Below are 24,671 nucleotides of genomic sequence, written 5' to 3' on the forward strand. Positions count from 1 at the left end.
AAAGTCCTAACGATCAATGAAGGAATCTCAATGAGCACAGCAACAGCGACCTTTGGTGCCGGCTGCTTTTGGTGCCTGGAAGCGGCGATGAATCAGCTGCAAGGAGTGCAGCGCGCCACCAGTGGCTACATGGGAGGCCAGACCAGCAACCCCAGTTACCAACAGATCTGCACCGGGCTAACCGGCCACGCCGAAGTGGTTCAGGTTATATTCGACCCGACCATCATTCGTTACGAGCAATTGTGTCAGATCTTTTTCTGCCTGCACGACCCCACCCAGCTTAACCGGCAGGGCAATGACATTGGCAGCCAGTACCGCTCGGTGATTTTTTACCACAATGACGAGCAGCAGCACCAAGCACAGCAAGTGTTAAATCAGCTGAGCACCGAGCAGGTGTTTGCCAGCCCCATTGTCACTGAGTTGAGCCCGGCGGCGCACTTTTACCCAGCAGAAGACTACCACCAGGGCTATGTGCAGCAAAACCCGAATCAGGGTTATTGCCAGTTTGTGGTAGCCCCCAAACTGGCAAGCTTTCGCCAGCAGTTTCAGCAATTGCTGAAAGCGGATTGATGGTTGTCCCCATCCATCCGCGTTGTCCCGGCAGCCTTAAAAGCCACGATAACTGAGGCGAAGGCCAAGGGTTCGCCCAGCGGTGTCATACCCGATGCTGGTTTGGTAGTTTTTGTTGGTCAGGTTGTCCAGCTTGGCTCGCAGCTGCCAGGCCGGTGTCAGCTGGTAGCTGGCACCCAAACCAAGCAAGGTAAAGCCTCCCAGATCCGGATAGTTGGTCATGGTCGTAAAGTCCAGCCCCTGAAAGGTTGAGCTTTGGTAATCCAGAGTAGCAAAGGCTTGCCAATGCTCCCCCTGCCAGCTGGTGCGAAGGTTCAGGCTGTGCTTGGGCCGGCGTTGCAATGGCTGCTGGTTTTGCTCATCACGGGCATCCAGCCAGGTGTAACCCAGCTGGTGTTGCCAACTTGCCAGTTGCCACTGCGCACTGTATTCAGCACCCCGCACCCGGGCCAACAGCACATTTTCAGCCTGCTCGCTGCCTTGAATCAGGTTGGTGACCTCACGGTCAAACAGCACCAGCTCGGATTGCATTGCCTGGCCGCTGAAACGCAGCGCCACTTCATCCGAAATCGATGATTCTGGTTGCAACTCAGGATTGCCAAAACCTGGCCAATAGAGTTGATTGAACGAAGGGGTTTTAAAGGCGGTTCCCCGGCTTAAGCGAAGCAACCACTGCTCGGTCAGGTAATAGCCCGCCGCCAATTGCCAGGTTCGTTCCTTGCCGTACTGGCTAAAGCGGTCTTGTCGTGCAGCCGCTTCAAACAACCATTGTGCTGGCTGATAGTTAACGCCGGTAAAGAGTGCTCTGTTGCGACGTTGGCTTTCGTCGTAAGCAGGCGCAGCCTTGGCAACCTCCTCCTGGTACCAGTTGGCACCAACCAACACGTTCAGCGACGGGTGCAGCTGCTGCGTCAGTTGGTAATTCACTTCATCCCGACTGGTGCTAAAAGGGCTGCTCGAGTCCGGGCCATAGGTCCGGTCGCTGTCCAGATTCCGGCTTAGCTGCAGTTGCTGGCCGGTTGCGGCTGCTTGATGGTTCCAGCCCAGCACGTGACTGCGTTGCAACACAGCGGAGCGATCTTCGCTGCCCCAGGCCACATCGAAATCGTAACGCCCGGAATTGATGGTGCTGTGCCAGTAAAACTGCCCCATGTCGGACTGATAATCGGTGCCAAAACGAGCAAATCGCTGCCAATAACCGTCTTTATCCGGGTCCAGATCCGGACGAACATCGAACCCATCGGCTCTGCTGTACCCCAGGTTGGCTTGCAGTTGCCAGGCACCGAGCTGACGCTGCAAACCAAGATCACTTTCCAGCAAGCCATAACTGCCAACACCGGCATTCAATTCGGTCTGCTGCTGCCGACGCGTGGTAATGGCAATTACGCCAGCCAGAGCATCGGAGCCATACCAGGCGGCGCGAGGCCCGCGGATCACTTCAATGCGTTCAATTAAGTCCAGCGGGACCATCGACAAAGATGTCTGGCCCAGGGTGGCAGAGCCTGTACGGACGCCATCAACCAGCACCAGTGTATGGCCGGTATTGCCACCGCGAATAAATACCCCACTATTCTGACCACGACCGCCATCGCGCGCTATGGTCACGCCCGGCAGTTGATGGAGTAAGGCCGGCAAATCCGGGGCCTGGCGGGCAAGGATTTCGTCGCGCTCCAGCACAGTGACACTGGCAAGGCTTTGCTCCACCGATATCGGCTGGCGGCTGCTGTAGATGGTGATGGTTTCAATGGAATCGGCAAAAGCTGCGGGCAGCAGCGAAGTGACAGCCAAGGCTGCCAGAGAGTACTTCAGCATAAGGTCTCCTGCAATGTGCCCACCGCACATTGGTTGGTTGATGGATTTTTCAGGCCGGTCTCCGGGCTTACAAGCAAGGTTGTCCTGACCTTCCCATCCTAAGACAGTGGCTTTGGACCAGACTTGTTACCGTTGCGGGGGCAGCTCTGGTTTTTCACCAGATTCCCGTTTCACTGCTTACAAAAGCAGCACCTGAAAAAGCGGGCCTAGTTTAGCCCTATCAAAATGAATGTCAACAGAAATCCAGACGGCCAAATTGAAATAAAAACTCTATTGACAAATATTACTTAAAAGTTAATTATCAAAGATAATGCCCTCTAAATAATGCCCTACCAATGCGCAGGTCTTAAGGAATAACAATGTTTGCATCTTGCCTTCAAACAATTTTAGTTGTGCTTTCCCTTGCAAGCTCAATGGAGACAAGTGAATTGCCGGTAGAAGCTTTTGCCAGTCTGCCTAACGTGAGTCAGGTCAGTTTATCCCCCGATGGCAATAAAGTCGCCTTGCTGTATTGGGCACAACAGTTAGAGGATCAGGAGACCTTTGTCCGTGTTATTAACCTGCAGACTGGAGAAAGTCAGTTTCCCTTTAAAACCGACAACCAGTCAGGGCTTATTAACCGGCTTCGTTGGGGCAACGACAGCATTCTACTGGCATCCATATCCATGCCTGCAACGCGTCAAGGTGTTCCAACAACTGAGACTCGTATTGTTCGACTTGATTTAGAGGCTGGCTCAGCCAGCAACTTGCTTTCGACCAGCTTTTTACGGCGCTTCCGATACACCCCACAATTCCAAACAAACATTGTCGACATGTTGCCAGATGATCCCGATCATATCTTGATCGCGCTGGATGGCTATCGGGATCACACTGGAGTCAGTATCTTTCAGGTTAACTTGCAGCTAAAACGTCCTAGAGTGATTGAGAATGGGCAAGGTTACATTTCGAATTGGCTCACCGACCAACAGCATCAAATCCGGATAGGTGTTTATCAAAGAGATACCAACTTCCGTGTGCTTGAGAGAAGCCCAGAGCGGCGAAACCAACGGTTGTTATGGCAATTTGAGCTTTTTAGCGAAGATGAAGTTTGGCCATTGGGTTTTGGTAAAGATCCTAACCAACTCTACGTCATACAATATCATCAGGGTCGCAAAGCACTCTTTGTAGTGGATTTAACCGATCCCGAGTTAACCGCAAAACCAGTGATTACCCACCCCCATTACGATGTACAAGGCAGTTTGCTCTACTCCGATGTTGAGAAGGATGTGATTGGAGTTACTTTCAATGAAGGCGGCGGCTTTACTTTCTTTGAAGAGAGCTACCAACGTCTGCAAAAGGCGATTGATCGTGCCCTGCCCGAAACGACCAACTTGCTGTTAGGGTTTAGCAAAGATGAGCGTCGTTATGTATTATTTTCTTCAAATGCAACGGATCCAGGCGCTTATTTCGTTGGTGATCGAGACACAGGTGAATTACTCCATTTGGCCGATCGGTTTACTATGCTGCCTGTTGATTACATGCAACCAAAACAAAGAATTCAATATCAGGCAAGAGATGGTCTGACCATTGAAGGCTTTTTAACACAGCCCAGCACTGCATCGAAATCATCACCACCTCCGGCCATCATTTTTCCACATGGCGGTCCTATTAGTTTTGATGATGGCAGCTTTGACTACTGGACTCAGTTTTTTGCAAATCGTGGCTTTGCCGTCTTGCAAATGAACTTCCGCGGCTCTGCAGGCTATGGTTTCGATTTTATGTCTGCCGGCATTCAAGGTTGGGGTCAAGCCATGCAGGATGACATTGAAGATGGTACCCGCTGGATGATTCAACAAGGTTATGCCGACCCTGATAGGATTTGCATTGTTGGGGCCAGTTACGGTGGCTACGCAGCTTTAATGGGCAGTATTAAAACGCCTGAGCTGTACCGTTGTGTTGTCAGCTTCGCAGGTGTTACCGATGTTGAGTTGCTGGTCCGTTCGCATCGTCGATACCGTAACTCACGAGTCGCTCAGGCACAGATTGGAGATAACTTTAGGGAGTTACGCAGTATCTCCCCGGTTAACTTGGTCGAGCATATTCAAATTCCATTACTGATTATTCATGGTGATCAAGACCGCAGTGTTGATATTCAGCAAGGCAGGCGTCTGATCCGGCAGCTGGAACGGCACAATAAAGATGTGCGCTACATTGAACTGGAACGGGGTGACCATTACTTAAGCAACAGCCAACACCGTCTTACTGCTTTCAGAGCCATGAATGAATTTCTAAAACAACACCTGACCCAGCAGCCGGAGTCGGCTCATGCAGATCAGGTCACTCTACCGCCGAGCCAGACTCCGCCAAATTAATCACGAAAGTTGGTAAACTGAAAGGGTTGTTCCAGGTCGCTTTGCTTAACAAAAGCGATGGCCTCTTGCAGGTCGTCGCGTTTTTTTCCGGTAACCCGCACCTGATCGCCCTGAATGGACGCCTGCACTTTGAGCTTGCTGTCCTTGATAAGCTTAACCAGCTTTTTCGCCGTCGGGGTATCAATCCCCTGCAACAAGCTTAATGTTTGGCTGTAGGTTTTCCCCGAATGCACCACCTCATTCTCTTTAAAGGAACGCACATCCAGGTTGCGCTTGATGGCTTTTGCCCGGAAGATTTCCAGCATCTGCTGCAGTTGAAACTCCGCTTCGGCTTTCATCGTCACCAGTTGCTCGCTTGACGTAAAGCTGGCTTCAACGCCACGAAAGTCATAACGGGTATCCAGTTCGCGATTGGCATTATCGACGGCATTTTGCACTTCTTGCTGTTCGATTTCGGAAACAATATCAAAAGATGGCATGCTGACTCCAAAGCTGATTAAACCTCGCGATTATAGCGGTAAAATTGCTACAATCCGAGCATTGTTGCATTTTTGAATCACGGCATCGCATGACAGACGCACAGCAACATAAACGAAACGACTGGCTGGTGGTTGGCAAAGGCGCCATTGGTTTACTCACGGCCTGCCAGCTGCAGCAGCAGGGCGAGCTGATCCGACTCTGGCTGCGCCAGCCAACCGAGCTGCAGGTTGCCATGACCACGGTCAGAGGTGCCGTCCGCCGCCACCACTTTGCTCCCTGGCCCAAAACCCAGGCCGCCCGACTGGCCTTTATTGCTGTCAAAGCCTACGACGCCCTGCCCTGCATTCAGCAGCTGCAGACGCAGCTGGCTGAAGACGCCTGTGTCATCCTCAGCCACAATGGCCTGGGTACCCTGACCAACATTCAGGCAGCGTTAAAACCCCGACAACAGCTGTGGTTTCTCACCACCACCCACGGCGCTTATACCCAATCGGATTGCAGCAAAGGCCATCAACTGGTGCACAGCGGCAGTGGCAGCTCGGTTATAGGGAAAATCACGCCTGCTGACTCTGAAGCTGTACCCGGTTGGTTTGATGTGCTAGGGCAAGCGCTGGGACCTCTGACGTTGGTGGAAAGAATTCAACCATGTTTATGGCAAAAGCTGTTAATAAACTGCCTGATCAACCCACTGACGGCGCTGCATCAGGTGCCCAATGGCGCCCTGGCAGAAACCCGCTTCGAAGCGACTCTCAAAAAGCTTTTTGCCGAGTATTGCCAGCTGGCCGCCGCAGCCGGTTACCCGCAGCAAGAAACCGCAGCCTGGCAACAGCTGCAACAGGTGATCTCCAACACGGCCAGCAATCGCTCGTCCATGCTGCAAGACCGCTTGGCCGGGCGGAAAACCGAGCTCGATTTCATCACCGGTTTTGTGCTGAGCGAGGCAGACCGTCTTGGACTGGCCCTACCGGCTCACCAGCAATTGTATCAGGACTGTTTGGCGGCAGGTTTTTGATAGACCGCCACATTCTGGTAGCCTTCGTCTTTTAACAGCAAGGCTTGCATCCGACTCATCACGCCTTGATCGCAATAGAGGTAATAAGCTTTATCCTGCGCCAGCTGACCAAACTGACTGGCCAGTTTGTAAAATGGCAAGGCCAGTACCGAGTGGCCAGCCACCTCAAGTGGAGCCTGCTCTGCTTCATCTGGCCGGCGAATATCCAGTACAATGGCATCCTCGGGCATGGCCTGCACCGTTTCAATGGTGCTCACTTGCTGGCTGGACTGGTAGTCAATGGTGCGGATATCCAGAATTTTGGCATCGGCATTTACCTGCGCCAGTACGGCTGGGTCGAAGCGTTGTTCGCAGGCCTCCACCTCAGCCAGTTTGGCTTTTACTGTGGGCTTGTTGGAAATGACACCACAGTACTCAGGCATGCTGGCTGCCATATCCTCCACCCCAATCTTACGGGCAATGTCGATAATGTCCTGCTTGTCGTGCGCAATCAAAGGCCGCAGGATCAACATCGGAGTGACCCTGTCGATCACATTGAGGTTGTCCAGGGTTTGACTGGACACTTGTCCGGCGCTTTCACCGGTGACAATGGCCGGGATCCCCAACCGCTGAGCCAGCTCAGCGGCAGCCCGCATCATCATGCGCTTGAGTACCACGCCCATCAGGCCGGTATCGGATTTTTCCAGAATTTCTGCCACCACTGGAGCAAAGTCCACGCTGATGAACTTCACTTTGTGCGACAGACTGTATTTTTGCCACAGGTAATAGGTGATTTCCCGCACCCCGGTTTCGTGGGCTTTGCCACCCAGGTTGAAAAACAGGTAGTGGGTCCGCATGCCTTTTTTGATCATCAAGTAACTGCTGACCGCAGAATCAAAGCCACCGGAAATCAGCGACAACGCATCCGCCTGCGAGGGCAACGGAAAACCACCAAGGCCGGAATACTGCGCCCGCACCATCATCAGTTTGTCTTTGCGGATTTCCAGCTGCACCGTCACGTCCGGCTTTTTCAGCTGCACCCGGGCCGAAGGGACCTGCTGGTTTAAACCACCACCGATGTATCGCTCCGCCTCGGTTGAGCTAAAAGCATGGTCGCCAGAGCGACGAATACGAACACAAAAGCTTTTGCCACGAATTTGTTCAGCGAAAACCGGCAAAGCTTGCTGGTAAATATCGTCCAGACTGGTAAAGCTACTGGATTGCATCTCAGAAAATTGCGCAATGCCAGGAATACAAGCCAAGCGCTCAATCAATAAAGCGCGCAGCTCAGGCGTACTTTGCTCAAGCCTGACGGTGATGTGATCCCAGTGCGAAACGATGACAACGTTTGGCGTACACTGCAATAAAATGGTTTTCAGGTTTTGTTGCAGCAGCTTGGTCTGGCGCTTGCGCACCGACTTGCTTTTGATGGTGATTTCAGAGTGCAGTTTGATAATAAATTCGAGCATTGCCGGGCTGTTCTAACCAATAAAGCCCGGCAGTATACCTGAATTGCATGCAGGTGACGACTTTCCGCCTCGGGTCAGTTTTCCAGACTGATTGGATCCGACTCTTTCGCTTGCCCCTGCATGATAGAAATCTCAACCCGTCGATTGCGACGCCGGTTTAACTCAGTAGTGTTCGGTACCAGAGGTCGGGTATCGGCATAGCCGACCACCGCCAACCGGTTCGGATCGAAACCGGGGGCCTTCAGCATCTCGGTCGCCACCGCCACCGCGCGTTTGGCCGATAAGTCCCAGTTGTTGTCGTGCAACTCGTCGCGGATCACCGCATCATCGGTATGACCGGTTACGGTAATTTCACCAGGAATGTCGGCTAATAAGCCTCCAATTTGCTGAATGATGGGTTGAAAGCGTGGCTGCAAAAACGAAGAGCCGGATGGAAAGGAGCCATTTTCCCGGATGCGAATAATGATTTGCTGTCCAAGAGACTCCAGCTCAATGGCACCATCCAGGATTTGCTGCTCCATCTGATCGGCGATACGCTTGACCAGCTCATTGACTTCTTGTTGCTGGGCAGCGGCTTCGGCTTCACTTTCGGACACTTCGTCATCCATGCTGACCGACAAGCCGCCGGTCTGATCCTGTTGCTGCTCTTGCCGGCCACCGGCCGAGTCTTCTTCCCCAGCTTGGAACTCAATCATCTGCTGGGTGATTTCCATGGTTTGTTGTTGCAAGGTTTCAATCGGCGTTGGGTCAGGGCGTCCAGGACGAAACTCCAGCGCAATCACACTGGTGCCCTTGGGAATGTCTTCCACTTCAATTTTATTTTGCACACCAAAAGCAAACTTCATCGAGCCGGCAATTTGTTTAAATTTCAGCACATCCATCTCTGAAAAGGCCAGCAACAAGACAAAGAAACACATCAAAAGTGCCATCAAATCCGCAAAGGTGCCCATGTAGGCTGGCAGACCTTTCGGAGGGCATTTACACTCTTCGGTCTCATCTCTCATCACATCTAACCTTCTTCGACCGCGACGTCCCGTTTTCCTTGCGCAATGTAATTACGCAGCAATCCTTCAATCACTTTCGGGTTTTGACCATCCTGAATGCCTAAAATTGCATCCAGGATTAATTGGTTGTTTAATTTCTCCTGATCGTTGCGAAGCGCCAGCTTATCGGCAATGGGGATGGCAATGACATTGGCAATAAAGGCACCGTACAAGGTGGTCAGCAAAGCCACCGCCATCGCCGGCCCAATGGCTTTGGGATCATCCATATTCGACAGCATCGCCACCAGGCCAATTAGGGTCCCGATCATGCCCATCGCCGGCGCCACATCGCCTAAGCTACGAAAAATGCTGATGCCTTGTTCATGACGCTTTTCGGTCAGGCTGATGTCTTTCATCAGGGTGGCCCGAACCACATCGCCATCATGGCCATCCACCAGCATATTGATGCCTTTTTGCATAAAGGGATTCGAGATCTCAGCTTCTTCCAGCGCCAGGAAGCCCCCTTTACGGGCCGAGTCTGCCAATTGCACCGCTTGCTCAATCAGCTCTTCGGCTTCTTCAATTTTGAACATAAAGGCTTTGACCACGACCTTGCCTGCGCCGAAAAATTGCCCCAATGGAAACTTGGTAATGACAACAAATAGAGAGCCGCCGACCACAATCAATATGGACACGACATCAGCAAACATGATGGGATCACCAGAGCTGGCCAGAATCATAGCCATGATCACAAAACCGATAGCGCCCACCAGACCTATGAGTGTTGCTAAATCCACACCTGACTCCCCGCATTGGACAAATGATTGAGCATTCTTGCTTTTATCTTAGCCGATAGCTGTTTATCGACAAAGTAAAACAAAGCTTAAATTCACTTTTGCAGTAAAAGCAGTTCAAAAGACGTGGTTGATTCGCCATAATAGCGACCTTAAGTGGCAAAGGCCTGGCCTGGTACGAGGAAAGCATGTCGAAGAAAAAAAGCGATCTGAGTCAGTTTGAACAACAGCTGTCCGAGCTGGAACAGATTGTCCAGCAACTGGAGCAAGGCGATTTGTCGCTTGATGAGTCTTTGAAGCAGTTTGAACGTGGCATCCAGCTATCACGCCAGAGCCAACAGCAACTGCAACAAGCGGAGCAGCGTGTCAGCCAACTGTTGCAAGACGGCAGTGACCAGCTGGTCCCTTTTGCCAATCAGGACGATGAACCGGCGTGAAACCAGCATTTCTAACGCAGGATCAAAACCGGGTTGAGCAGTTCCTGGAACAGACTTTGGGTCAACAAAGCAAGGCCGCCGCCTCTTTGCATCAAGCCATGCATTACAGTGTTTTGTTGGGTGGTAAGCGCATTCGTCCTTCGCTGCTTTACCGCTGTGGCTTGATGCTGGGCGCCTCTGTGCAGGATTTGGACGCACCAGCCGCCGCACTGGAAGCCATTCATTGCTACTCGCTGATTCACGACGACCTGCCAGCCATGGACAACGATGCACTGCGTCGTGGCAAGCCAACTTGCCACATCGCCTTTGATGAGGCGACCGCTATTTTGGCAGGCGACGCCATTCAAAGCTTAAGCTTTGCTATCATCAGCCAACACAGCTATCAGCAGGTCTCACCGCAGCAAGTGTTGTCGATGGTGCAAAGGCTGGCTGAGGCCAGTGGTGTTGGCGGCATGTGCGCCGGGCAAGCCATTGATCTGGCGCACACCAATCACGACTATACGGCAGAGACGCTCGAGCAGATGCACCGCCTTAAAACCGGGGCCTTAATTGAGTGTGCTATTGAGCTGGCCTGGCTCGCCAGTCCCGGCGAAAAACCAGCAGAACATTTGAGCGCCCTGCGTCGCTATGCCAGCTCTTTGGGCCTGGCATTTCAGGTTCAGGATGACATATTGGATATAGAAAGCGATACCCAGACACTGGGCAAACCCCAAGGCTCCGATCACCAAGCCAATAAAGCAACCTACCCGGCCTTGTTGGGGCTTGAAGGAGCCAAGCAAAAAGCACAGCAGCTGTATCAGGATGCACTGGGCGCGCTTCAGCAACTCCCATATCCAACCCATGAATTACAAGCGCTGGCGCACTTTTTAATTGTGCGCAAGCATTAAAACAAAGGCAGATGCATGACCGTTGAGATAGACAACTACCCTTTGCTGGCTCAGGCCAACCTACCGCACGAGCTGCGGCAGATCCCGCAGGAACACTTGCCCAAACTGTGTCATGAGCTGCGGGACTTTTTACTGAACAGTGTCAGTCAAAGCAGTGGCCATTTTGCCTCCGGTCTTGGCACGGTTGAATTAACCGTGGCCCTGCACTACGTCTACAACACTCCCTTTGATCGACTGGTGTGGGATGTCGGCCATCAGGCCTATCCGCATAAAATCCTGACCGGAAGGCGCGACCGCATGAACAGCATCCGGCAAAAAGACGGCTTGCACCCTTTTCCTTTCCGTGAAGAAAGTGAGTACGACACCCTGAGTGTCGGGCACTCCAGTACCTCCATCAGCGCAGCTCTGGGCATGGCTTTGGCTGCTCAGGCTGAGCACAGCGGACGCCGGGTGGTTGCAGTCATTGGCGATGGTGCCATTACTGCAGGCATGGCCTTTGAAGCTTTAAATCATGCCGGTGAAACCAAGCCTGACATGCTGGTGATTCTAAACGACAACGACATGTCCATTTCCGAGAATGTCGGTGCTTTAAACAAATACTTCGCCCGAATTTTATCCGGTAATTTTTACACCAACCTGCGGGAGGGCGGTAAAAAAATACTTAGTGGCGTTCCGCCCTTACACGAACTGGCCAGTCGGGCAGAAGAACACTTTAAGGGCATGGTGACTCCGGGCACTTTTTTTGAAGAACTCGGCTTCAATTACATCGGTCCTATTGACGGCCACGATGTGCTCAGTCTGACCGATACCATTCGCAATATGCGCGGTATGAAAGGGCCTCAGCTGCTGCACGTGGTCACCAAAAAAGGCAAAGGCTACCATCCGGCAGAGCAGGATCCTATCGGTTATCATGCGGTCTCCAAGTTTGATCCTAACAGCAGCAGCCTGCCGGCGAAAGCCGCTGGCAAGCCAAGCTTTTCCAATATTTTTGGCCGTTGGGCTTGTGATATGGCCGAACAGGATGAGCGCTTGCACGCCATTACCCCAGCCATGCGTGAAGGCTCTGATCTGGTTGCATTTTCCAAACGCTTTCCAAAACGCTATTACGATGTTGCCATCGCTGAGCAACATGCAGTCACCTTAGCGGCCGGCTTGGCCATTGAAGGCCTAAAACCTGTGGTCGCCATCTACTCGACCTTCTTGCAACGCGCTTACGATCAATTGATCCACGATGTTGCCTTGCAAAACCTGGATGTGCTCTTTGCCATTGATCGGGCTGGTGTGGTCGGCCAGGATGGCCCAACGCATCAAGGTGCTTTTGACATCAGCTTTTTGCGCTGCATTCCCAATATGGTCCTGATGGCACCAGCCGATGAAGCCGAATGCCGGCAGATGCTCTACACCGGCTATCAGCACCCCGGCCCCGCAGCGGTTCGTTACCCGCGCGGTCAGGGTTCAGGCATTGAGCCGGCCACAGACATGCAACTGTTGCCTCTGGGCAAAGGGCAGCCACTGCGCCAGGGCAACAAGATCGCGATTCTGGCCTTTGGTCCTTTGCTGCAGGCCTGCAAAGGCGTGGCAGAGACGCTGGATGCCAGCCTGGTCAATATGCGCTTTATCAAGCCATTGGATGAAACCTTGCTGCTGGAGCTTGCAGCCAGCCACGAGTTGCTGGTCACCGTGGAAGATGGAGCCGTTCAGGGGGGAGCGGGTTCAGCCGTCGCTGAAGTGCTGCTGGCCCGGCAACAACGGTGTGGCTTATTGACGCTGGGTTTACCGGACCAGTTTATAAAGCACGGCAGCCAGCAAGAAATTTATCAGGAGTTAGGCTTGGACGAAGCCGGAATTTTGCGGCAGATCCAACAGCGCTTGTCGAACGACCCAGCGTATGCCTAAGTAACTTCAAGCTTGAACAACCGCAGTCAGGGATCAACTGCCCTGACTGCTCTCGCTACGCTGGATGCTGAAATGCGCCAGGCCTTCGGACAGCAACTGCTCGATTTGAGCCTCAATATGGACCGACTCTTCAAACTCAAAAGCATCGACCTGCTCGTCAAATATCAGGGTTGCCACACCGTCTTTTCCTTCATGCTTGACCCGATACAAAGCCATTTCAGCCAATTGCAGGGACAACTCCCAGTTCATTAACTGTCCGCCAATTAATTGCAATGGAAAAACGGAATAGCCAATAGAGCAACTCAAATGAATGGATTGTCCATCCGGCAAGCTGTATTGGGTTTCACCGATCTGCGCATGCAGCTTCAGTGCAAAGTCCCACAACACATCCGTATGAATATCACGCAAGACCAGTAAAAACTCTTCACCGGCATAGCGTACCACATAATCCGAGCCACGGCTTTCACGCAGCAGCAACGCACTGATTTGTTGCAGCAAACTATCACCAGCACTTTGACCATAGAGATCATTGATCGATTTAAACCCGTCCAGATCCAAATGGATTAAAGCAACGCACTTGCCTTGCTGTTGCAAACTCTGCCGGTTACGCTGGTAGTGCTCGATGTCTTTTGGCAGTTGCTCGAACAGGAAACGACGATTATGCAAGCCGGTCAAGGTATCCTTGTACACCAATTGTCCCAACCTGGCATTCAGGGCATTCAATTGATTGTTGCTGTTTTCCAACTCTTGAGTTCGCTGCCGGACCAAGCGCGCCAGCTCTAACCGTTGCTGCACATTGTTACGTCGAATCAACCAGAAAACACCACCCAATATTAAACTGACCAAAGCAAACCAGAGTACCTGATAGATCCAGGTTTCATCAAAGCGCCGCGGTACCACCAACTCAACCTCACTGCTCAGCGCTTCGGCCCAGGATTGGTCCTGCTGCCGCACCTGCACCTCAAAGCGATACTGACCGGGCAGTAAATTGGTGTAAATGGCCTCACGTCGACTACCAACCTGTTGCCAATGCTGATCAAAGCCATGCAAGCGATAACGAAAGTTCAGTGAAGGGGCATTAAAAAAATCCAATGCGGTATAGTGAATGCTCAGACTCCGATCATCCAGCGACAGCACCACCCGCTGTTTGCCCTCCAGCAAGTAACTGCGCTGGCCGGTTATTTGTTGCAGTACAGGACGAAAGTCCGGGTTAGACCGACGCTGAAAGTAACGATCTATAGCCACCACACCTTGCAAGCTTGGAAACCAGAGCTGGTCTTGCCAGAGTGCAATTTTGGCGTGTCCCGCACCATTGCAGCAACGTCCAGGGGTGGTGCCCAGCTGACGCTGATAAGGCGTCAGCAACTGCTCCGCTTGAAAAGGCTCATGACGAAATTGCACCAAGGCTTCCAACGACAGCCGGAAAACACCTTTTAAGGTACTGAACCACAGTTGTTGCTCCGCGCCATCCATCAGCATGGCCACCACTGGACCATAAGGTAAGCCATTGCTGTTATCAAACTGACGCCATTGTGAGTCCGGGTAACGAATAAAGAGGCCATCGTCCAGAGTGCTGACCAATAAGGTTTCATCCGGCAACACCTGCAGTGCCAGAATGTAGCTGTTGTACAAAGGAGTGGCAATGCCCAAACGCTGCAAGCGGTTCTGTTGCAATTGATAGAGACCCCGGGTAGTGCCTATCACTTGGTACCAATCACGATCCTGCAAGGTGGTGACATGACGGGATTCCAGTTCACGGTTAAAAGCAAAGGGCTGCAACCCCTGTTCTGCCAAGTAATGCAGGCCGGCAGAGCCACCAATCCAATGTCCTCCGGCCTTACGTGGCTGAATAAAGCGAACCGTACTGCCATTGAGCTCTGAAGCGAGCTGATTAAAGTCGCCCGTCTCTGGCGTAAACTGATACAGACCACCGTCCATTGCTAACCACCAGGCATCCTGAGCAAAGTGCAGATCATGGATGGTTTGGGTACCCATTTTAGTCGAGTCCAGCAAAGTATCAAACTGCCCCTGACTGTCGAGATACCCCAAACTGCTTTGGGTGGCGACAACCAAGCGTTGCTCCGGGCTCACCGCAATCGAGCGAACTACCGGATCCTGCTGCCCCTGTCCCACCATTCGCCGTACGTGCCCAGCAGAAGCCCGAAAAATGCCATTGCTGAAGCTTGCAAGCCAGATATTCTGATCTTTGTCTTCAAAGATGTCATAAAACCAGGGGGCCGTGCCTAATTCTGCAGCCCCGATCTGTTGCCAGACCAGTCCCTGATGCCGTTGATGCAAGCGGCTGTAGCTGGAAATCCAGTCCGAACCCTGGCTGTCCCTGAAAATACGGTAAATGGCGGTGTAATCTTGCGGTAAATCTGGACAACGCACCACTTCACCCTGCTGGTTCAGCCGGTAAATGCCCTGGTCTGTGGCCAGTAATACCTGCTGCTCCAGCAAAGCGATGTCGTAGATGGGGTTTTGTTGCAGCTCAGTTGGCAACGAAAAAAACTGCAGCTCGTCCTGACGCAGATCGTAGCGAATCAGCTGCTCACTGGTCGTTAACCAGACCAGATGGCCCTGACTTCGCAACTGACGTACCGGCTGGCGCACCGCTGGCACCCGACTAACCTGGCCGGCTTTGATACGAAACAACTGCTCGGCAGCCACCCACAGCTCACCAGGCTGGACCTCAGCGATAGCCGTCACCTCGCTGAGAATATTGAAACGCTCAAAGCTCAGCTGCACCGGATCGAGCCGACTTAACCCTGCTTTGGTTCCAACCCAAAGCATGCCCTCACTATCCGTCAATAACTGAGTAATCGCATTGCTGGCCAACTGCCGGTGTTGTTGATGGGTAAAATTATCGAAGCGGTAACCATCGAAGCGACTCAGGCCATACAAGGTGCCCGCCCAGATATAGCCTTGCTGATCCTGTGTCAGAGCCCGAACAGAGTTCGATGCCAGGCCGTTGGCAGTGTCCCAATGACGAATGTCGTAATCATGCAACGAGGGCTCCATCGCCTGAAGCGATGCACTGAACAAGACAACAAGCCAGCACCACTTCAGCATGATTACACTCCCTTAATACAACCACCAAATTAAAACGTGCAATACCGCACAGGCCATGAGACCGGCAACGATATCATCGAGCATTATGCCATGGCCGCCGCCGACCTGCTTATCCAGCCAGCGAATGGGCCATGGTTTTACAATATCAAAGAAGCGAAACAACACAAAGCCCAGCAACAGATTAAGTGGGGTTAAGGGAACCAACAGCATAGTGACCGCCAGTCCGACCATTTCATCCCAGACAATGGCACCGTGATCATGCACGCCGGCATCACGTGACGCCACTTCGCAGACATAAATACCCAAACCCCAGGCCAGCAGCACAATCAGCAGGTACCAGCCAACAGGCAACAGCAACAATAAGGCCACCAAAGGGACAGCAGCCAGGGTACCAAAGGTACCTGGTGCTTTGGGCGCCAGACCAGAACCAAAGCCCAACGCCAGCAAGTGCTGCCATTTTCGTAGATTAAAGGTGCCGTTCATGACTCAAAATGCTCAAAGCCACGGTGCTCATAAGCAAAAGGCTCTTGACCGGCTTTAAGCTCCAACTTACCTGCCGCACCCGTAATACGGCCAATGCAGGTCACTGGCACCCCATAGGGCGATAGCAGCACGTCCAACATGCTCTTTTTGTTTTCAGGCACGGTGAACAGCAGCTCATAATCCTCGCCACCCGATAGTGCCAGCGATAAGGCAGTGTTGCGATCGCAGCTGTCTTTTAGAGCTTGAGAAAGGGGCAGACGCTCCACATCCAGGCTGGCGCCAACGCCAGAGCGATGCATTAAATGCTGAATATCGGAATAGAGTCCATCGGACAAGTCCATCGCACTGTTGGCGACGGTCCGCAAAGCCTGGCCTATCGCCAGCCGGGCAGTTGGGTAGTGAAAGCGCTGCAAAATATGCGCCCGGTGCTTTTTGCTCACTTCCACCTGGCCCTGACAAAGCCGTAATCCGAGCCCGGCATCGCCTAAAGTGCCGGTGACGTAGATGTAGTCGCCAACTGCTGCGGTACGACGAGTCAGCATCTTGCCATGAGGGACCTGACCTTTCGCCACCACGGTGAAAGTCATAGGGCCGCGGGTGGTATCCCCCCCAACCAGCTGACAATCGTAATAATCCGCGGTTTCACTCAGGGCAGCGGCAAACGCCTGCAACCAGGCATCCTCAACCTTCGGCAAGGTCATGGCCAGCGACAACCAGGCAGGCTCTGCCCCCATCGCGGCCAAATCACTGATGTTCACCGCCACCAGCTTATGCCCTAAAGCTCTGGGATCCACATCCGGGAAAAAGTGTGTACCGGCGACCATGGTGTCGGTGGTTACCACCAAATCATAACCTTCGCGCAGTTGCAGCACTGCGCCATCATCACCAACGCCCAACAAGGTATCGGGACGGGCTCTGCCGGAGTTGGCAAAATAGCGCTGAATAACTTCGAATTCACCCATTACAGAAAAAGCCGGCTGCTTGAGCCGGCTGTCCTTTAGTTTGGTCGTAGAGTACGAGCCGCTTTGTCCAGGATGCCATTGACAAATTTATGGCTATCGTCAGCAGCAAAGGATTTAGCCAGCTCAATGGCTTCGTTGATCACCACCTTGTAAGGCACATCAACCCGGTACTTCATTTCATAAGCCGAGACCCGCAAAATGGCTTTTTCGACCTGGTCAATCCCATCGAAAGGGCGATCCAGATAGGGGGTCAACAGCTCGTCCAGGTTTTGCTGGTAGCTGACAACACCGCGTAACAAGTCCTGAAAGTAGGCGACATCCAGTTGCTTAACATTGTTCTCCAGCAACAACTGTTGCTCGATTTCCTGAATCTTATTCTGACTGAGCTGCCAGCTGTAAATGCCCTGCACCGCTAACGCGCGTGACTTACGGCGTGCATTGGGTTTCATTCAGACACCCTCACAGCTGTTCAAGCAAGTTGACCATTTCCAACGCAGACAAAGCAGCTTCGCCACCTTTGTTGCCTGCTTTGGTACCAGCACGTTCAATGGCCTGCTCGATTGAATCGACCGTCAAGACCCCAAAAGCCACCGGCAAGTCTTGCTGCATCGCCACCTGACCAATGCCTTTGGTGCACTCGGAGGAAACATACTCGAAATGAGGGGTGCCACCACGAATCACGGCTCCCAGCGCAATAACAGCATCGTACTTTTTGCTGGCGGCCACCCGCTGCACCGCCAAAGGCAGTTCAAAGGCACCGGGCACCCGGATCACGGTGATGTCTTCATCCCGGACCTGGCCAATCCGCTTCAGGGTGTCCACGGCACCTTGCAGCAAACTTTCTACAAGAAAGCTGTTAAAGCGTGCGACTACCAGCGCAAACTTTTTATTCGGGGCAGTCATGCCTGCTTCAATTACCTGCATTTTGCAGCTCCAATTCATGCTAAAATCATCAAAATTGCCGCGTATAATACCACAACTACAGCAAAGCCGAAGCACAATACCGTGCTTTACTCACTGACGTAATCGACCACTTCCAGTCCAAAGCCCGATAAAGCATGGTATTTTTTCGGCTTGCTCAGCAAACGCATTTTACCTACCCCTAGGCTGGCCAGAATTTGTGAGCCCACCCCAACGGTGCGGGATGTCCCCTGCCATGGAGCCGATTTTGGCTGCTCGCCTTTGTCTTCGGCTTCAAACGCTTGCACCATCCGAACCAAGGCATCCGGACTTTCATGCTTGCCAAGCAGCACCAAAACACCGCCTTCGTCAGCAATGCGCTGCATGGCCTGATGCAGCGGAAAACTGCGATTCGCGGCTCTATCCGCCAACAACAAGTCGCTGAAGGTGTTGTGCAGATGCACCCGAACCAGGCATGGTTCTTCCGCCCGGATTTCGCCTTTCACCAGAGCAAAGTGAATTTGGTTGTCGATGGTATCGCGAAAGGTCACCAGCTCAAAATCACCGACATCGGTGCTCAGCTGACACCGAGCGACCTGCTCAATGGTGGTTTCATGCAAATTGCGGTATTCAATCAGATCGGCAATGGTGCCCACTTTGATGTTGTGTTTCTGGGCAAATTTTTCCAAGTCCGGCCGTCTGGCCATGGTGCCATCGTCATTTAAAATCTCAACAATCACCGCAGCAGGCTCCAGGCCAGCCAAACGGGTTAGATCGCAGCCCGCTTCGGTATGACCGGCCCGAATCAAGACCCCGCCATTTTGTGCTTTTAACGGAAAAATATGACCAGGTTGCACAATGTCGCTGGCTTTGGCATCACGCGCAACCGCGGCTTTGACAGTCCGGGCCCTGTCGGCGGCGGAAATGCCTGTTGTCACGCCCTCAGCCGCTTCGATGGAAACGGTAAAGGCGGTACTAAACTGGGATTTATTGCTGTCGACCATCAGCGGCAAGTTCAATTGTTTGCAGCGTTGCTCGGTCAGCGTCAGGCAGATCAGGCCACGACCATGAGTCGCCATAAAGTTGATGGCCTCTGGCGTGACGTACTCTGCCGCCATCACCAGATCTCCCTCATTTTCCCGATCTTCATCATCCATCAGGATTACCATCCGCCCCTGACGGATGTCTTCAATAATTTCAGCGGTACTGTTTAATTGCATAGAAACCTTCTGTGATGACTCTTGATAAAAAGAAACGCGCCCGCTCAGATAAAACCACGGGTTCGCAGTAATTCGGAACTGACAGCACTTACCGGCGCATCCTGTTGCAGCAACCGCTCCAGATAACGTGCCACCAAATCGACTTCAAGGTGCATGAATGCCCCCGGCCTTAGCTGCTGAAGCGTGGTTACCAAAGCAGTGTGCGGTACTATGGTAAGCCGAAATGCATGCTGCTTGATTTCATTAACGGTCAGACTGATGCCATCGACCGTGACGGAGCCTTTTGTTGCAATGTAACGGCTGAGCTCCGCTGGCATGGCAACCCAAAGCTCCCAGCTATCGGCTTTTTTCTCGATGCTTTGTAACGAGGCAATGCCATCAACATGGCCGGCGACCAAATGGCCACCGAGACGACTGCTGGCCAGCAGTGCTTTTTCCAGATTGACCCTCTGGCCTGGCCGGTACTTGCCAAAGAGAGTGCGACTCATGGTTTCTGCCGATACATCGGCCCGAAACGCACCAGCTTGCAGCGCCGTTACCGTCAAGCAAACCCCATTGCTGGCGATGCTGTCGCCCAGCTTCACGTCGGAAAAGTCCAACTGCTCGCTGGCAATCCACAGTTGCATGCCCTGCCCCTGCCGGCTTGCAGAGCGAATGGTCCCTACCGCTTCAATAATTCCAGTAAACATTGGATCCTCAGTTTTCCAATCCGGCAATCAGCCTGAGATCAGTCCCCAGCAAGCGAACATCCTGCCAGCGCAGCTCAATGGCTTGCTGCAGACTGGTTAACTCTGGCATGCTGACCAGGCTCCGGGCCTGATCGCCTAAAATTCTGGCAGCCTGATACAGCCATAGCTCATCGACCAACCCCGCTTGCAGCAGGCTTCCTGCCAAGCCGGCACCGGCTTCTACCCAGAGCAGATTCAATTGCTGTTCGGCCAGTGCAGCCATCAAAGCTGGCAGCTCAAAACCAGCAGCCGTGCATGGCAGCCGCAGCGCCGTGGCACCCGCCGGAGGCTGGTGACTGCTGCTTTGCGGATAGACTAGAACGATAGGGCCGCTTTGAGCGAACAACGGCTCCTGCCCGGTCAATCGCTGCTGGCGGTCCAGCACCACCCGCACCGGTTGACGCACCTTGCCATCATGCAGCTTTGTGATGGGCTGACAGGCTTGTTCCGGGCGAACGCCAAGACGAGCGCCATCTGCCAACACCGTGGCTGCCGTAGAGAGCACAGCACAGCATTGAGCACGTTGCAGCTGCACATCGGCCCGGGCTGCTTCGGAGGTAATCCATTGACTGGCGCCATTTCGAAGTGCCGTTTTGCCATCCAGGCTGGCCGCCAGTTTCAAACGAACAAAAGGACGCTGCCGTTCCATCCGGCTTAAAAAACCTGGGTTCAGCGCCCTGGCACAGTCCGCCATCAAGCCCAGCTCCACCACAATGCCTGCAGCGGTTAAAATGGCCACACCCCGTCCAGCGACCTGGGGGTTGGGATCCTGCATCGCGATGATCACCCGCCGCACGCCGGCCTGAACCAAGGCTTCTGCACAAGGCGGGGTTCGCCCGACATGACTGCATGGTTCCAGCGTCACATAGCAATCAGCACCACGGGCCTGGTCGCCAGCCTGCCGCAGCGCCACCACTTCGGCGTGAGGGCCTCCTGCCTGATGATGGTACCCTTCTCCGACAATCTGGCCCTGCTGCACCAGCACAGCCCCGACATTGGGGTTGGGCGAGGTGGTGTAGCGTCCCAGTGCTGCCAGCTCAATTGCCCGGGCCATAAAGCGGTTGTCTTGTGCCGAAAAGCTCACTGCTCATCTCCCAAGCGTGCGATGGCCTCACCAAATTCACGAATATCTTTAAAAGAGCGATAAACAGACGCAAAGCGGACATAGGCCACTTTATCCAGCTTGACCAGCTCATCCATAATCAGATTCCCCAGCAACTGGCTGCTCACTTCCCGCTCCCCGGTTGCCCGCAGCTGAGACTTCACCTTGTTGATCAGCTGCTCGGTTTGTTCGGTTGCCACCGGACGCTTTTCCAACGAGCGCAACAAGCCACTGCGAAGCTTATCTTCGTTAAACGGCTCTCGGGAACCATCGCGTTTGACAATGCGCGGCATCACAAGCTCAGCAGATTCAAAGGTAGTAAAACGTTCATGACAGGCGCCGCACTCACGCCGGCGCCGCACCTGATGGCCATCGGCTACCAGGCGAGAATCAATCACTTTGGTGTCATCTTTACCGCAAAAGGGGCAGAACATCGGCGTCAATCCTCTTTAGACCTGTCCATGGCAAAATGGCCGCTATTGCGGCCATTTTAGCATGAAAATCAGACCTTAGGCATAGACGGGTAGACGAGCACACAGCTCAGAGACCTGAGCCCGAACCCGGTCAATCACCGACTCATCGCCCATGTTGTCCAAAATATCACAGATAAAGTCGGCGACCAGCCGTGCTTCAGCCTCTTTAAAACCCCGGCGGGTAATGGCCGGTGTACCGATGCGCAAGCCACTGGTTACAAATGGAGAACGCGGATCATTTGGCACTGAGTTTTTATTGACCGTGATGTGCGCACGTCCCAGGGCCGCATCGGCGTCCTTACCGGTGATGTCTTTGTTGATCAAATCCACCAGGAATAAATGGTTTTCTGTACCACCGGAGACGATGGTGTAGCCGCGCTTGATCATCTGATCGCACATGGCTTTGGCATTGACCACCACCTGCTGCTGATACACTTTAAACTCGGGCTCCAATGCCTCTTTAAAAGCGACGGCTTTGGCGGCAATCACATGCATCAAAGGACCGCCCTGGCTGCCTGGGAAGACTGCCGAGTTCAGTTTTTTCTCGATGGCTTCATTGCTGCGCGCCAGGATCAGACCGCCACGAGGACCAGCCAGTGTTTTGTGGGTGGTGGTGGTGACAACATCGGCAACAGGCACCGGGTTTGGATACAAGCCCGCGGCAACCAGACCAGCCACATGCGCCATATCAACCAGCAGGTAAGCGCCAACTTTATCAGCAATTGCACGAAAACGCTGCCAATCGACAATGCCAGAATAGGCAGAGAAACCAGCAATGATCAATTTAGGCTTGTGTTCCAGTGCCAATTGCTCGGCCTGGTCGTAATCAATGACGCCGGTTTCCGGGTGCAAACCGTATTGCACCGACTTGTAAAGCTTACCAGAGGCACTGACAGTGGCACCATGCGTCAAGTGACCGCCGTGGGCCAGGCTCATACCCAGAATAGTATCTCCTGCTTCAAGCAGGGCTAAAAACACTGCCGAGTTGGCTTGAGAGCCGGAGTGTGGTTGCACATTGGCGTAATCGGCACCAAACAACTCTTTGGCACGGGCAATGGCCAAGTCTTCAACGATATCGACATGCTCACAGCCACCGTAGTAACGCTTGTGAGGATAGCCTTCGGCGTATTTGTTGGTCAATTGCGTGCCCTGAGCCTCCAGTACGCGCGGGCTGGCATAGTTCTCAGAGGCAATCAGCTCAATATGAGCTTCCTGACGGCTGGTTTCATCGGCTATTGCCTGTGATAAAGCTGGGTCGTAGTCGGCAATCGTCATGGTACGCTTTAACATAGATTCTCCTGCAGCGCTGTGGTTAGGCATGGTGCAACGTTAGACTTAGTGCAACCTTCGGCTCAGTACAACCTTAGACCAAGCCCGAAATGCCGCCTATTCTACCCGCAAAAAGGTTCGGATGCACCCAGATTTTGGCCATCTAAACTTCCGAAAAGCCCGCAATGGCTTTTCTGTGCATAAATCCGCACAGCTTCGATGCACCGCTTGCATGATGCACATCTTGCTTTTATCCAGCAAACCACTAAAATACTGTATATATAAACAGTCAAGCGATAAATATGCAGCGCAAAATCATTCATATTGATTTGGATTGTTTTTTTGCAGCCGTGGAGATGCGCGATCAACCCTCCTTACGCCAGCATCCGATTGCCGTGGGAGGCTCTGTCGATGCTCGTGGTGTCATTGCAGCCTGCAATTATCCGGCTCGTGCCTTTGGCGTTCGATCAGCCATGCCAACAGCACGAGCGCTAAAGCTCTGTCCGCAGTTGCAGCTGATACCAGGGCGCATGCAGGCCTACAAAGAAGCCAGCCAACAGGTGATGGCCATTTTGCAGCAATACAGTGATCGCATCGAGCCTCTGTCGATGGATGAAGCCTATCTGGATGTGACCGGTAGCACTTTGCATCAGGGCAGTGCCACCCGGATTGCCACAGCCATTCGGCAGCATATTTGGCAGGAAACCGGCTTAACAGCCTCAGCCGGCGTGGCTCCCAACAAATTTTTGGCCAAAATCGCCAGCGATGAGCGCAAGCCCGATGGTCTTTTTGTGATTTGCCCGCATCAGGTAACGGATTTTGTCGCCCGATTGGCGGTTGAAAAAATCCCCGGCATCGGCCCAAAAACAGCGGAGCGCCTGCATGATTTGGGCGTATACCACTGTCCAGATCTAGCCAAGGTTCCCCTGCCTCGATTGATTCGTCAGTTTGGCGCTTTTAGCCAGACCTTGCTGGAGCGGTGTCAAGGCATCGACCATCGCCCCCTTTGTGCAGAGCGGGTCCGCAAATCGGTTGGGGTGGAACAGACCTTTGCCAGCGACAAACAGAGCCTGCAAGACTGCGAGGCAGAGCTTCCTGGCTTGCTCAGCACCTTGCAACAACGACTGGAGCACCATCAGGCAACAGCTCAGGTGCAGAAGGTGGCGGTAAAACTAAAGTTTACTGACTTTCAGCAAACCACGGTTGAGCAACAAATTCCAGCGACCGATGCAACCGCCATTCGCGCTTTACTGGTTACCGCCTGGCAGCGCGGACAAGGACGAGGGGTCCGTCTGATGGGGTTGCAGGCGGGCTTGGCTCAGGCTGAAACAAAGCAACTGGAACTGGGGCTTTAGGAGCTGTTGATCAACAAAAAACCAGCGACAAGCGCTGGTTTTTAATGCTGAGTCTGGTGCATCAAGCAACGACAGTGACGTTGTCGGCTTGAGGACCTTTTTGACCATCAACCACCTGAAAGGTGACTTGCTGGCCTTCCACCAGGGTACGACGACCGGTGCCGTTGATGGCTCGAAAGTGAACAAAAACATCTTTGCCGCCTTCACGTTCAATGAAGCCGAAGCCTTTGTCTTCGTTAAACCATTTGACGGTACCGGTAATTAAATCTGACATAGCACTCTCTTACATTTGCATTCAACTGACCAGCACGCTGGTCAAGGTGGTCTTGTCATCAGACTGTCCTGGCCGATGAAGCCAAGGCTTCACTCAATCGCAAGACCCACCCGACAACGCAACAGGTGGTCGCTGATGTTTTGCACCCTACCGACACAACCCG

23 protein-coding genes and 1 riboswitch are annotated in these 24,671 nt (G+C 53.1%); of the genes, 7 read left to right on the forward strand and 16 right to left on the reverse strand.

Going from position 1 to position 24,671, the window contains the following annotated elements; genetic code table 11:
* Positions 1 to 30: 30 nt before the first annotated feature.
* Positions 31 to 570, forward strand: a complete 540-nt coding sequence (gene msrA / locus Q3O59_RS11575) for a peptide-methionine (S)-S-oxide reductase MsrA (RefSeq protein WP_305945724.1) — start codon at positions 31 to 33, stop codon at positions 568 to 570.
* Positions 571 to 606: 36 nt separating this feature from the next.
* Here the strand turns inward: msrA and Q3O59_RS11580 are convergent, their stop codons facing one another.
* Positions 607 to 2,382: a TonB-dependent receptor domain-containing protein gene (locus tag Q3O59_RS11580; RefSeq protein ID WP_305945725.1), complete on the reverse strand. Its 1,776-nt coding sequence runs from the start codon at positions 2,380 to 2,382 to the stop codon at positions 607 to 609.
* Between the two features lie 35 nt (positions 2,383 to 2,417).
* A riboswitch (cobalamin riboswitch) is annotated at positions 2,418 to 2,593 on the reverse strand.
* 148 nt (positions 2,594 to 2,741) lie between these two features.
* Here Q3O59_RS11580 and Q3O59_RS11585 point away from each other — a divergent pair.
* Positions 2,742 to 4,733 (forward strand): alpha/beta hydrolase family protein, encoded by a 1,992-nt coding sequence (locus Q3O59_RS11585; protein ID WP_305945726.1) that lies wholly within the window; start codon positions 2,742 to 2,744, stop codon positions 4,731 to 4,733.
* On the opposite strand, the gene Q3O59_RS11590 is transcribed toward Q3O59_RS11585, so the two are convergent.
* Positions 4,730 to 5,212 carry a YajQ family cyclic di-GMP-binding protein gene (locus tag Q3O59_RS11590; protein WP_305945727.1) on the reverse strand — a complete coding sequence of 161 codons (483 nt, stop codon included), beginning with the start codon at positions 5,210 to 5,212 and terminating at the stop codon, positions 4,730 to 4,732. The genes Q3O59_RS11585 and Q3O59_RS11590 overlap by 4 nt on opposite strands.
* An 89-nt stretch (positions 5,213 to 5,301) precedes the next feature.
* Here Q3O59_RS11590 and Q3O59_RS11595 point away from each other — a divergent pair, with 89 nt between their 5' ends.
* Positions 5,302 to 6,225: a ketopantoate reductase family protein gene (locus tag Q3O59_RS11595; RefSeq protein WP_305945728.1), complete on the forward strand. Its 924-nt coding sequence runs from the start codon at positions 5,302 to 5,304 to the stop codon at positions 6,223 to 6,225.
* Here Q3O59_RS11595 and thiI read toward each other — a convergent pair.
* The 3 genes from thiI to pomA form a co-directional block, all read right to left on the reverse strand.
* Positions 6,198 to 7,673: a tRNA uracil 4-sulfurtransferase ThiI gene (gene thiI / locus Q3O59_RS11600; RefSeq protein ID WP_305945729.1), complete on the reverse strand. Its 1,476-nt coding sequence runs from the start codon at positions 7,671 to 7,673 to the stop codon at positions 6,198 to 6,200. The two genes, Q3O59_RS11595 and thiI, sit on opposite strands and share 28 nt — an antisense overlap.
* A gap of 74 nt (positions 7,674 to 7,747) precedes the next feature.
* A complete protein-coding gene (locus tag Q3O59_RS11605; protein WP_305945730.1) occupies positions 7,748 to 8,677 on the reverse strand; it encodes a flagellar motor protein MotB in 930 nt (309 codons plus the stop codon).
* Between the two features lie 5 nt (positions 8,678 to 8,682).
* Complete coding sequence (gene pomA, locus Q3O59_RS11610) at positions 8,683 to 9,453, reverse strand: flagellar motor protein PomA (protein WP_228592459.1); 771 nt, start codon at positions 9,451 to 9,453, stop codon at positions 8,683 to 8,685.
* A gap of 185 nt (positions 9,454 to 9,638) precedes the next feature.
* Between pomA and xseB the strand changes: the two genes are divergently transcribed.
* The 3 genes from xseB to dxs are packed head-to-tail and all read left to right on the forward strand — an operon-like array spanning position 9,639 to position 12,670.
* Positions 9,639 to 9,887: an exodeoxyribonuclease VII small subunit gene (gene xseB, locus Q3O59_RS11615; RefSeq protein WP_305945731.1), complete on the forward strand. Its 249-nt coding sequence runs from the start codon at positions 9,639 to 9,641 to the stop codon at positions 9,885 to 9,887.
* Positions 9,884 to 10,774, forward strand: coding sequence for a (2E,6E)-farnesyl diphosphate synthase (ispA, locus tag Q3O59_RS11620; protein WP_305945732.1), 891 nt, complete (start codon positions 9,884 to 9,886; stop codon positions 10,772 to 10,774). The genes xseB and ispA overlap by 4 nt, the downstream gene beginning before the upstream one ends.
* 15 nt (positions 10,775 to 10,789) lie before the next feature.
* A complete protein-coding gene (gene dxs, locus Q3O59_RS11625; RefSeq protein ID WP_305945733.1) occupies positions 10,790 to 12,670 on the forward strand; it encodes a 1-deoxy-D-xylulose-5-phosphate synthase in 1,881 nt (626 codons plus the stop codon).
* Between the two features lie 33 nt (positions 12,671 to 12,703).
* On the opposite strand, the gene Q3O59_RS11630 is transcribed toward dxs, so the two are convergent.
* The 10 genes from Q3O59_RS11630 to glyA form a co-directional block, all read right to left on the reverse strand.
* The gene (locus Q3O59_RS11630; protein WP_305945734.1) at positions 12,704 to 15,742 is read right to left on the reverse strand and encodes a ligand-binding sensor domain-containing protein; all 3,039 of its coding nucleotides are present in this window, start codon (positions 15,740 to 15,742) and stop codon (positions 12,704 to 12,706) included.
* A 12-nt stretch (positions 15,743 to 15,754) separates the two neighbouring features.
* Entirely contained in the window at positions 15,755 to 16,225 is a 471-nt protein-coding gene (locus Q3O59_RS11635; RefSeq protein WP_305945735.1) for a phosphatidylglycerophosphatase A family protein, read from the reverse strand.
* Entirely contained in the window at positions 16,222 to 17,187 is a 966-nt protein-coding gene (gene thiL, locus Q3O59_RS11640; protein ID WP_305945736.1) for a thiamine-phosphate kinase, read from the reverse strand. Before thiL ends, Q3O59_RS11635 begins: the two co-directional genes overlap by 4 nt.
* Positions 17,188 to 17,222: 35 nt before the next feature.
* The gene (gene nusB / locus Q3O59_RS11645; RefSeq protein ID WP_305945737.1) at positions 17,223 to 17,636 is read right to left on the reverse strand and encodes a transcription antitermination factor NusB; all 414 of its coding nucleotides are present in this window, start codon (positions 17,634 to 17,636) and stop codon (positions 17,223 to 17,225) included.
* Between the two features lie 10 nt (positions 17,637 to 17,646).
* Positions 17,647 to 18,111, reverse strand: a complete 465-nt coding sequence (gene ribH / locus Q3O59_RS11650) for a 6,7-dimethyl-8-ribityllumazine synthase (protein WP_305945738.1) — start codon at positions 18,109 to 18,111, stop codon at positions 17,647 to 17,649.
* 86 nt (positions 18,112 to 18,197) lie between these two features.
* Complete coding sequence (gene ribBA, locus Q3O59_RS11655) at positions 18,198 to 19,307, reverse strand: bifunctional 3,4-dihydroxy-2-butanone-4-phosphate synthase/GTP cyclohydrolase II (RefSeq protein ID WP_228590281.1); 1,110 nt, start codon at positions 19,305 to 19,307, stop codon at positions 18,198 to 18,200.
* A gap of 44 nt (positions 19,308 to 19,351) precedes the next feature.
* Positions 19,352 to 19,996 carry a riboflavin synthase gene (locus tag Q3O59_RS11660; protein WP_305945739.1) on the reverse strand — a complete coding sequence of 215 codons (645 nt, stop codon included), beginning with the start codon at positions 19,994 to 19,996 and terminating at the stop codon, positions 19,352 to 19,354.
* A 7-nt stretch (positions 19,997 to 20,003) separates the two neighbouring features.
* Entirely contained in the window at positions 20,004 to 21,119 is a 1,116-nt protein-coding gene (gene ribD / locus Q3O59_RS11665; RefSeq protein WP_305945740.1) for a bifunctional diaminohydroxyphosphoribosylaminopyrimidine deaminase/5-amino-6-(5-phosphoribosylamino)uracil reductase RibD, read from the reverse strand.
* Positions 21,116 to 21,571, reverse strand: a complete 456-nt coding sequence (nrdR, locus tag Q3O59_RS11670; RefSeq protein ID WP_228590287.1) for a transcriptional regulator NrdR — start codon at positions 21,569 to 21,571, stop codon at positions 21,116 to 21,118. The genes ribD and nrdR overlap by 4 nt, the downstream gene beginning before the upstream one ends.
* Positions 21,572 to 21,646: 75 nt before the next feature.
* Positions 21,647 to 22,900 (reverse strand): serine hydroxymethyltransferase, encoded by a 1,254-nt coding sequence (glyA, locus tag Q3O59_RS11675; protein ID WP_305945741.1) that lies wholly within the window; start codon positions 22,898 to 22,900, stop codon positions 21,647 to 21,649.
* 281 nt (positions 22,901 to 23,181) lie between these two features.
* Here glyA and dinB point away from each other — a divergent pair, with 281 nt between their 5' ends.
* Positions 23,182 to 24,234: a DNA polymerase IV gene (dinB, locus tag Q3O59_RS11680; protein ID WP_305945742.1), complete on the forward strand. Its 1,053-nt coding sequence runs from the start codon at positions 23,182 to 23,184 to the stop codon at positions 24,232 to 24,234.
* Between the two features lie 61 nt (positions 24,235 to 24,295).
* Here dinB and Q3O59_RS11685 read toward each other — a convergent pair whose 3' ends face one another.
* Positions 24,296 to 24,508 carry a cold-shock protein gene (locus tag Q3O59_RS11685; protein ID WP_228590293.1) on the reverse strand — a complete coding sequence of 71 codons (213 nt, stop codon included), beginning with the start codon at positions 24,506 to 24,508 and terminating at the stop codon, positions 24,296 to 24,298.
* Positions 24,509 to 24,671: the final 163 nt, after the last annotated feature.

Source organism: Alkalimonas delamerensis, from assembly GCF_030717955.1.
Lineage (GTDB): Bacteria > Pseudomonadota > Gammaproteobacteria > Enterobacterales > Alteromonadaceae > Alkalimonas > Alkalimonas delamerensis.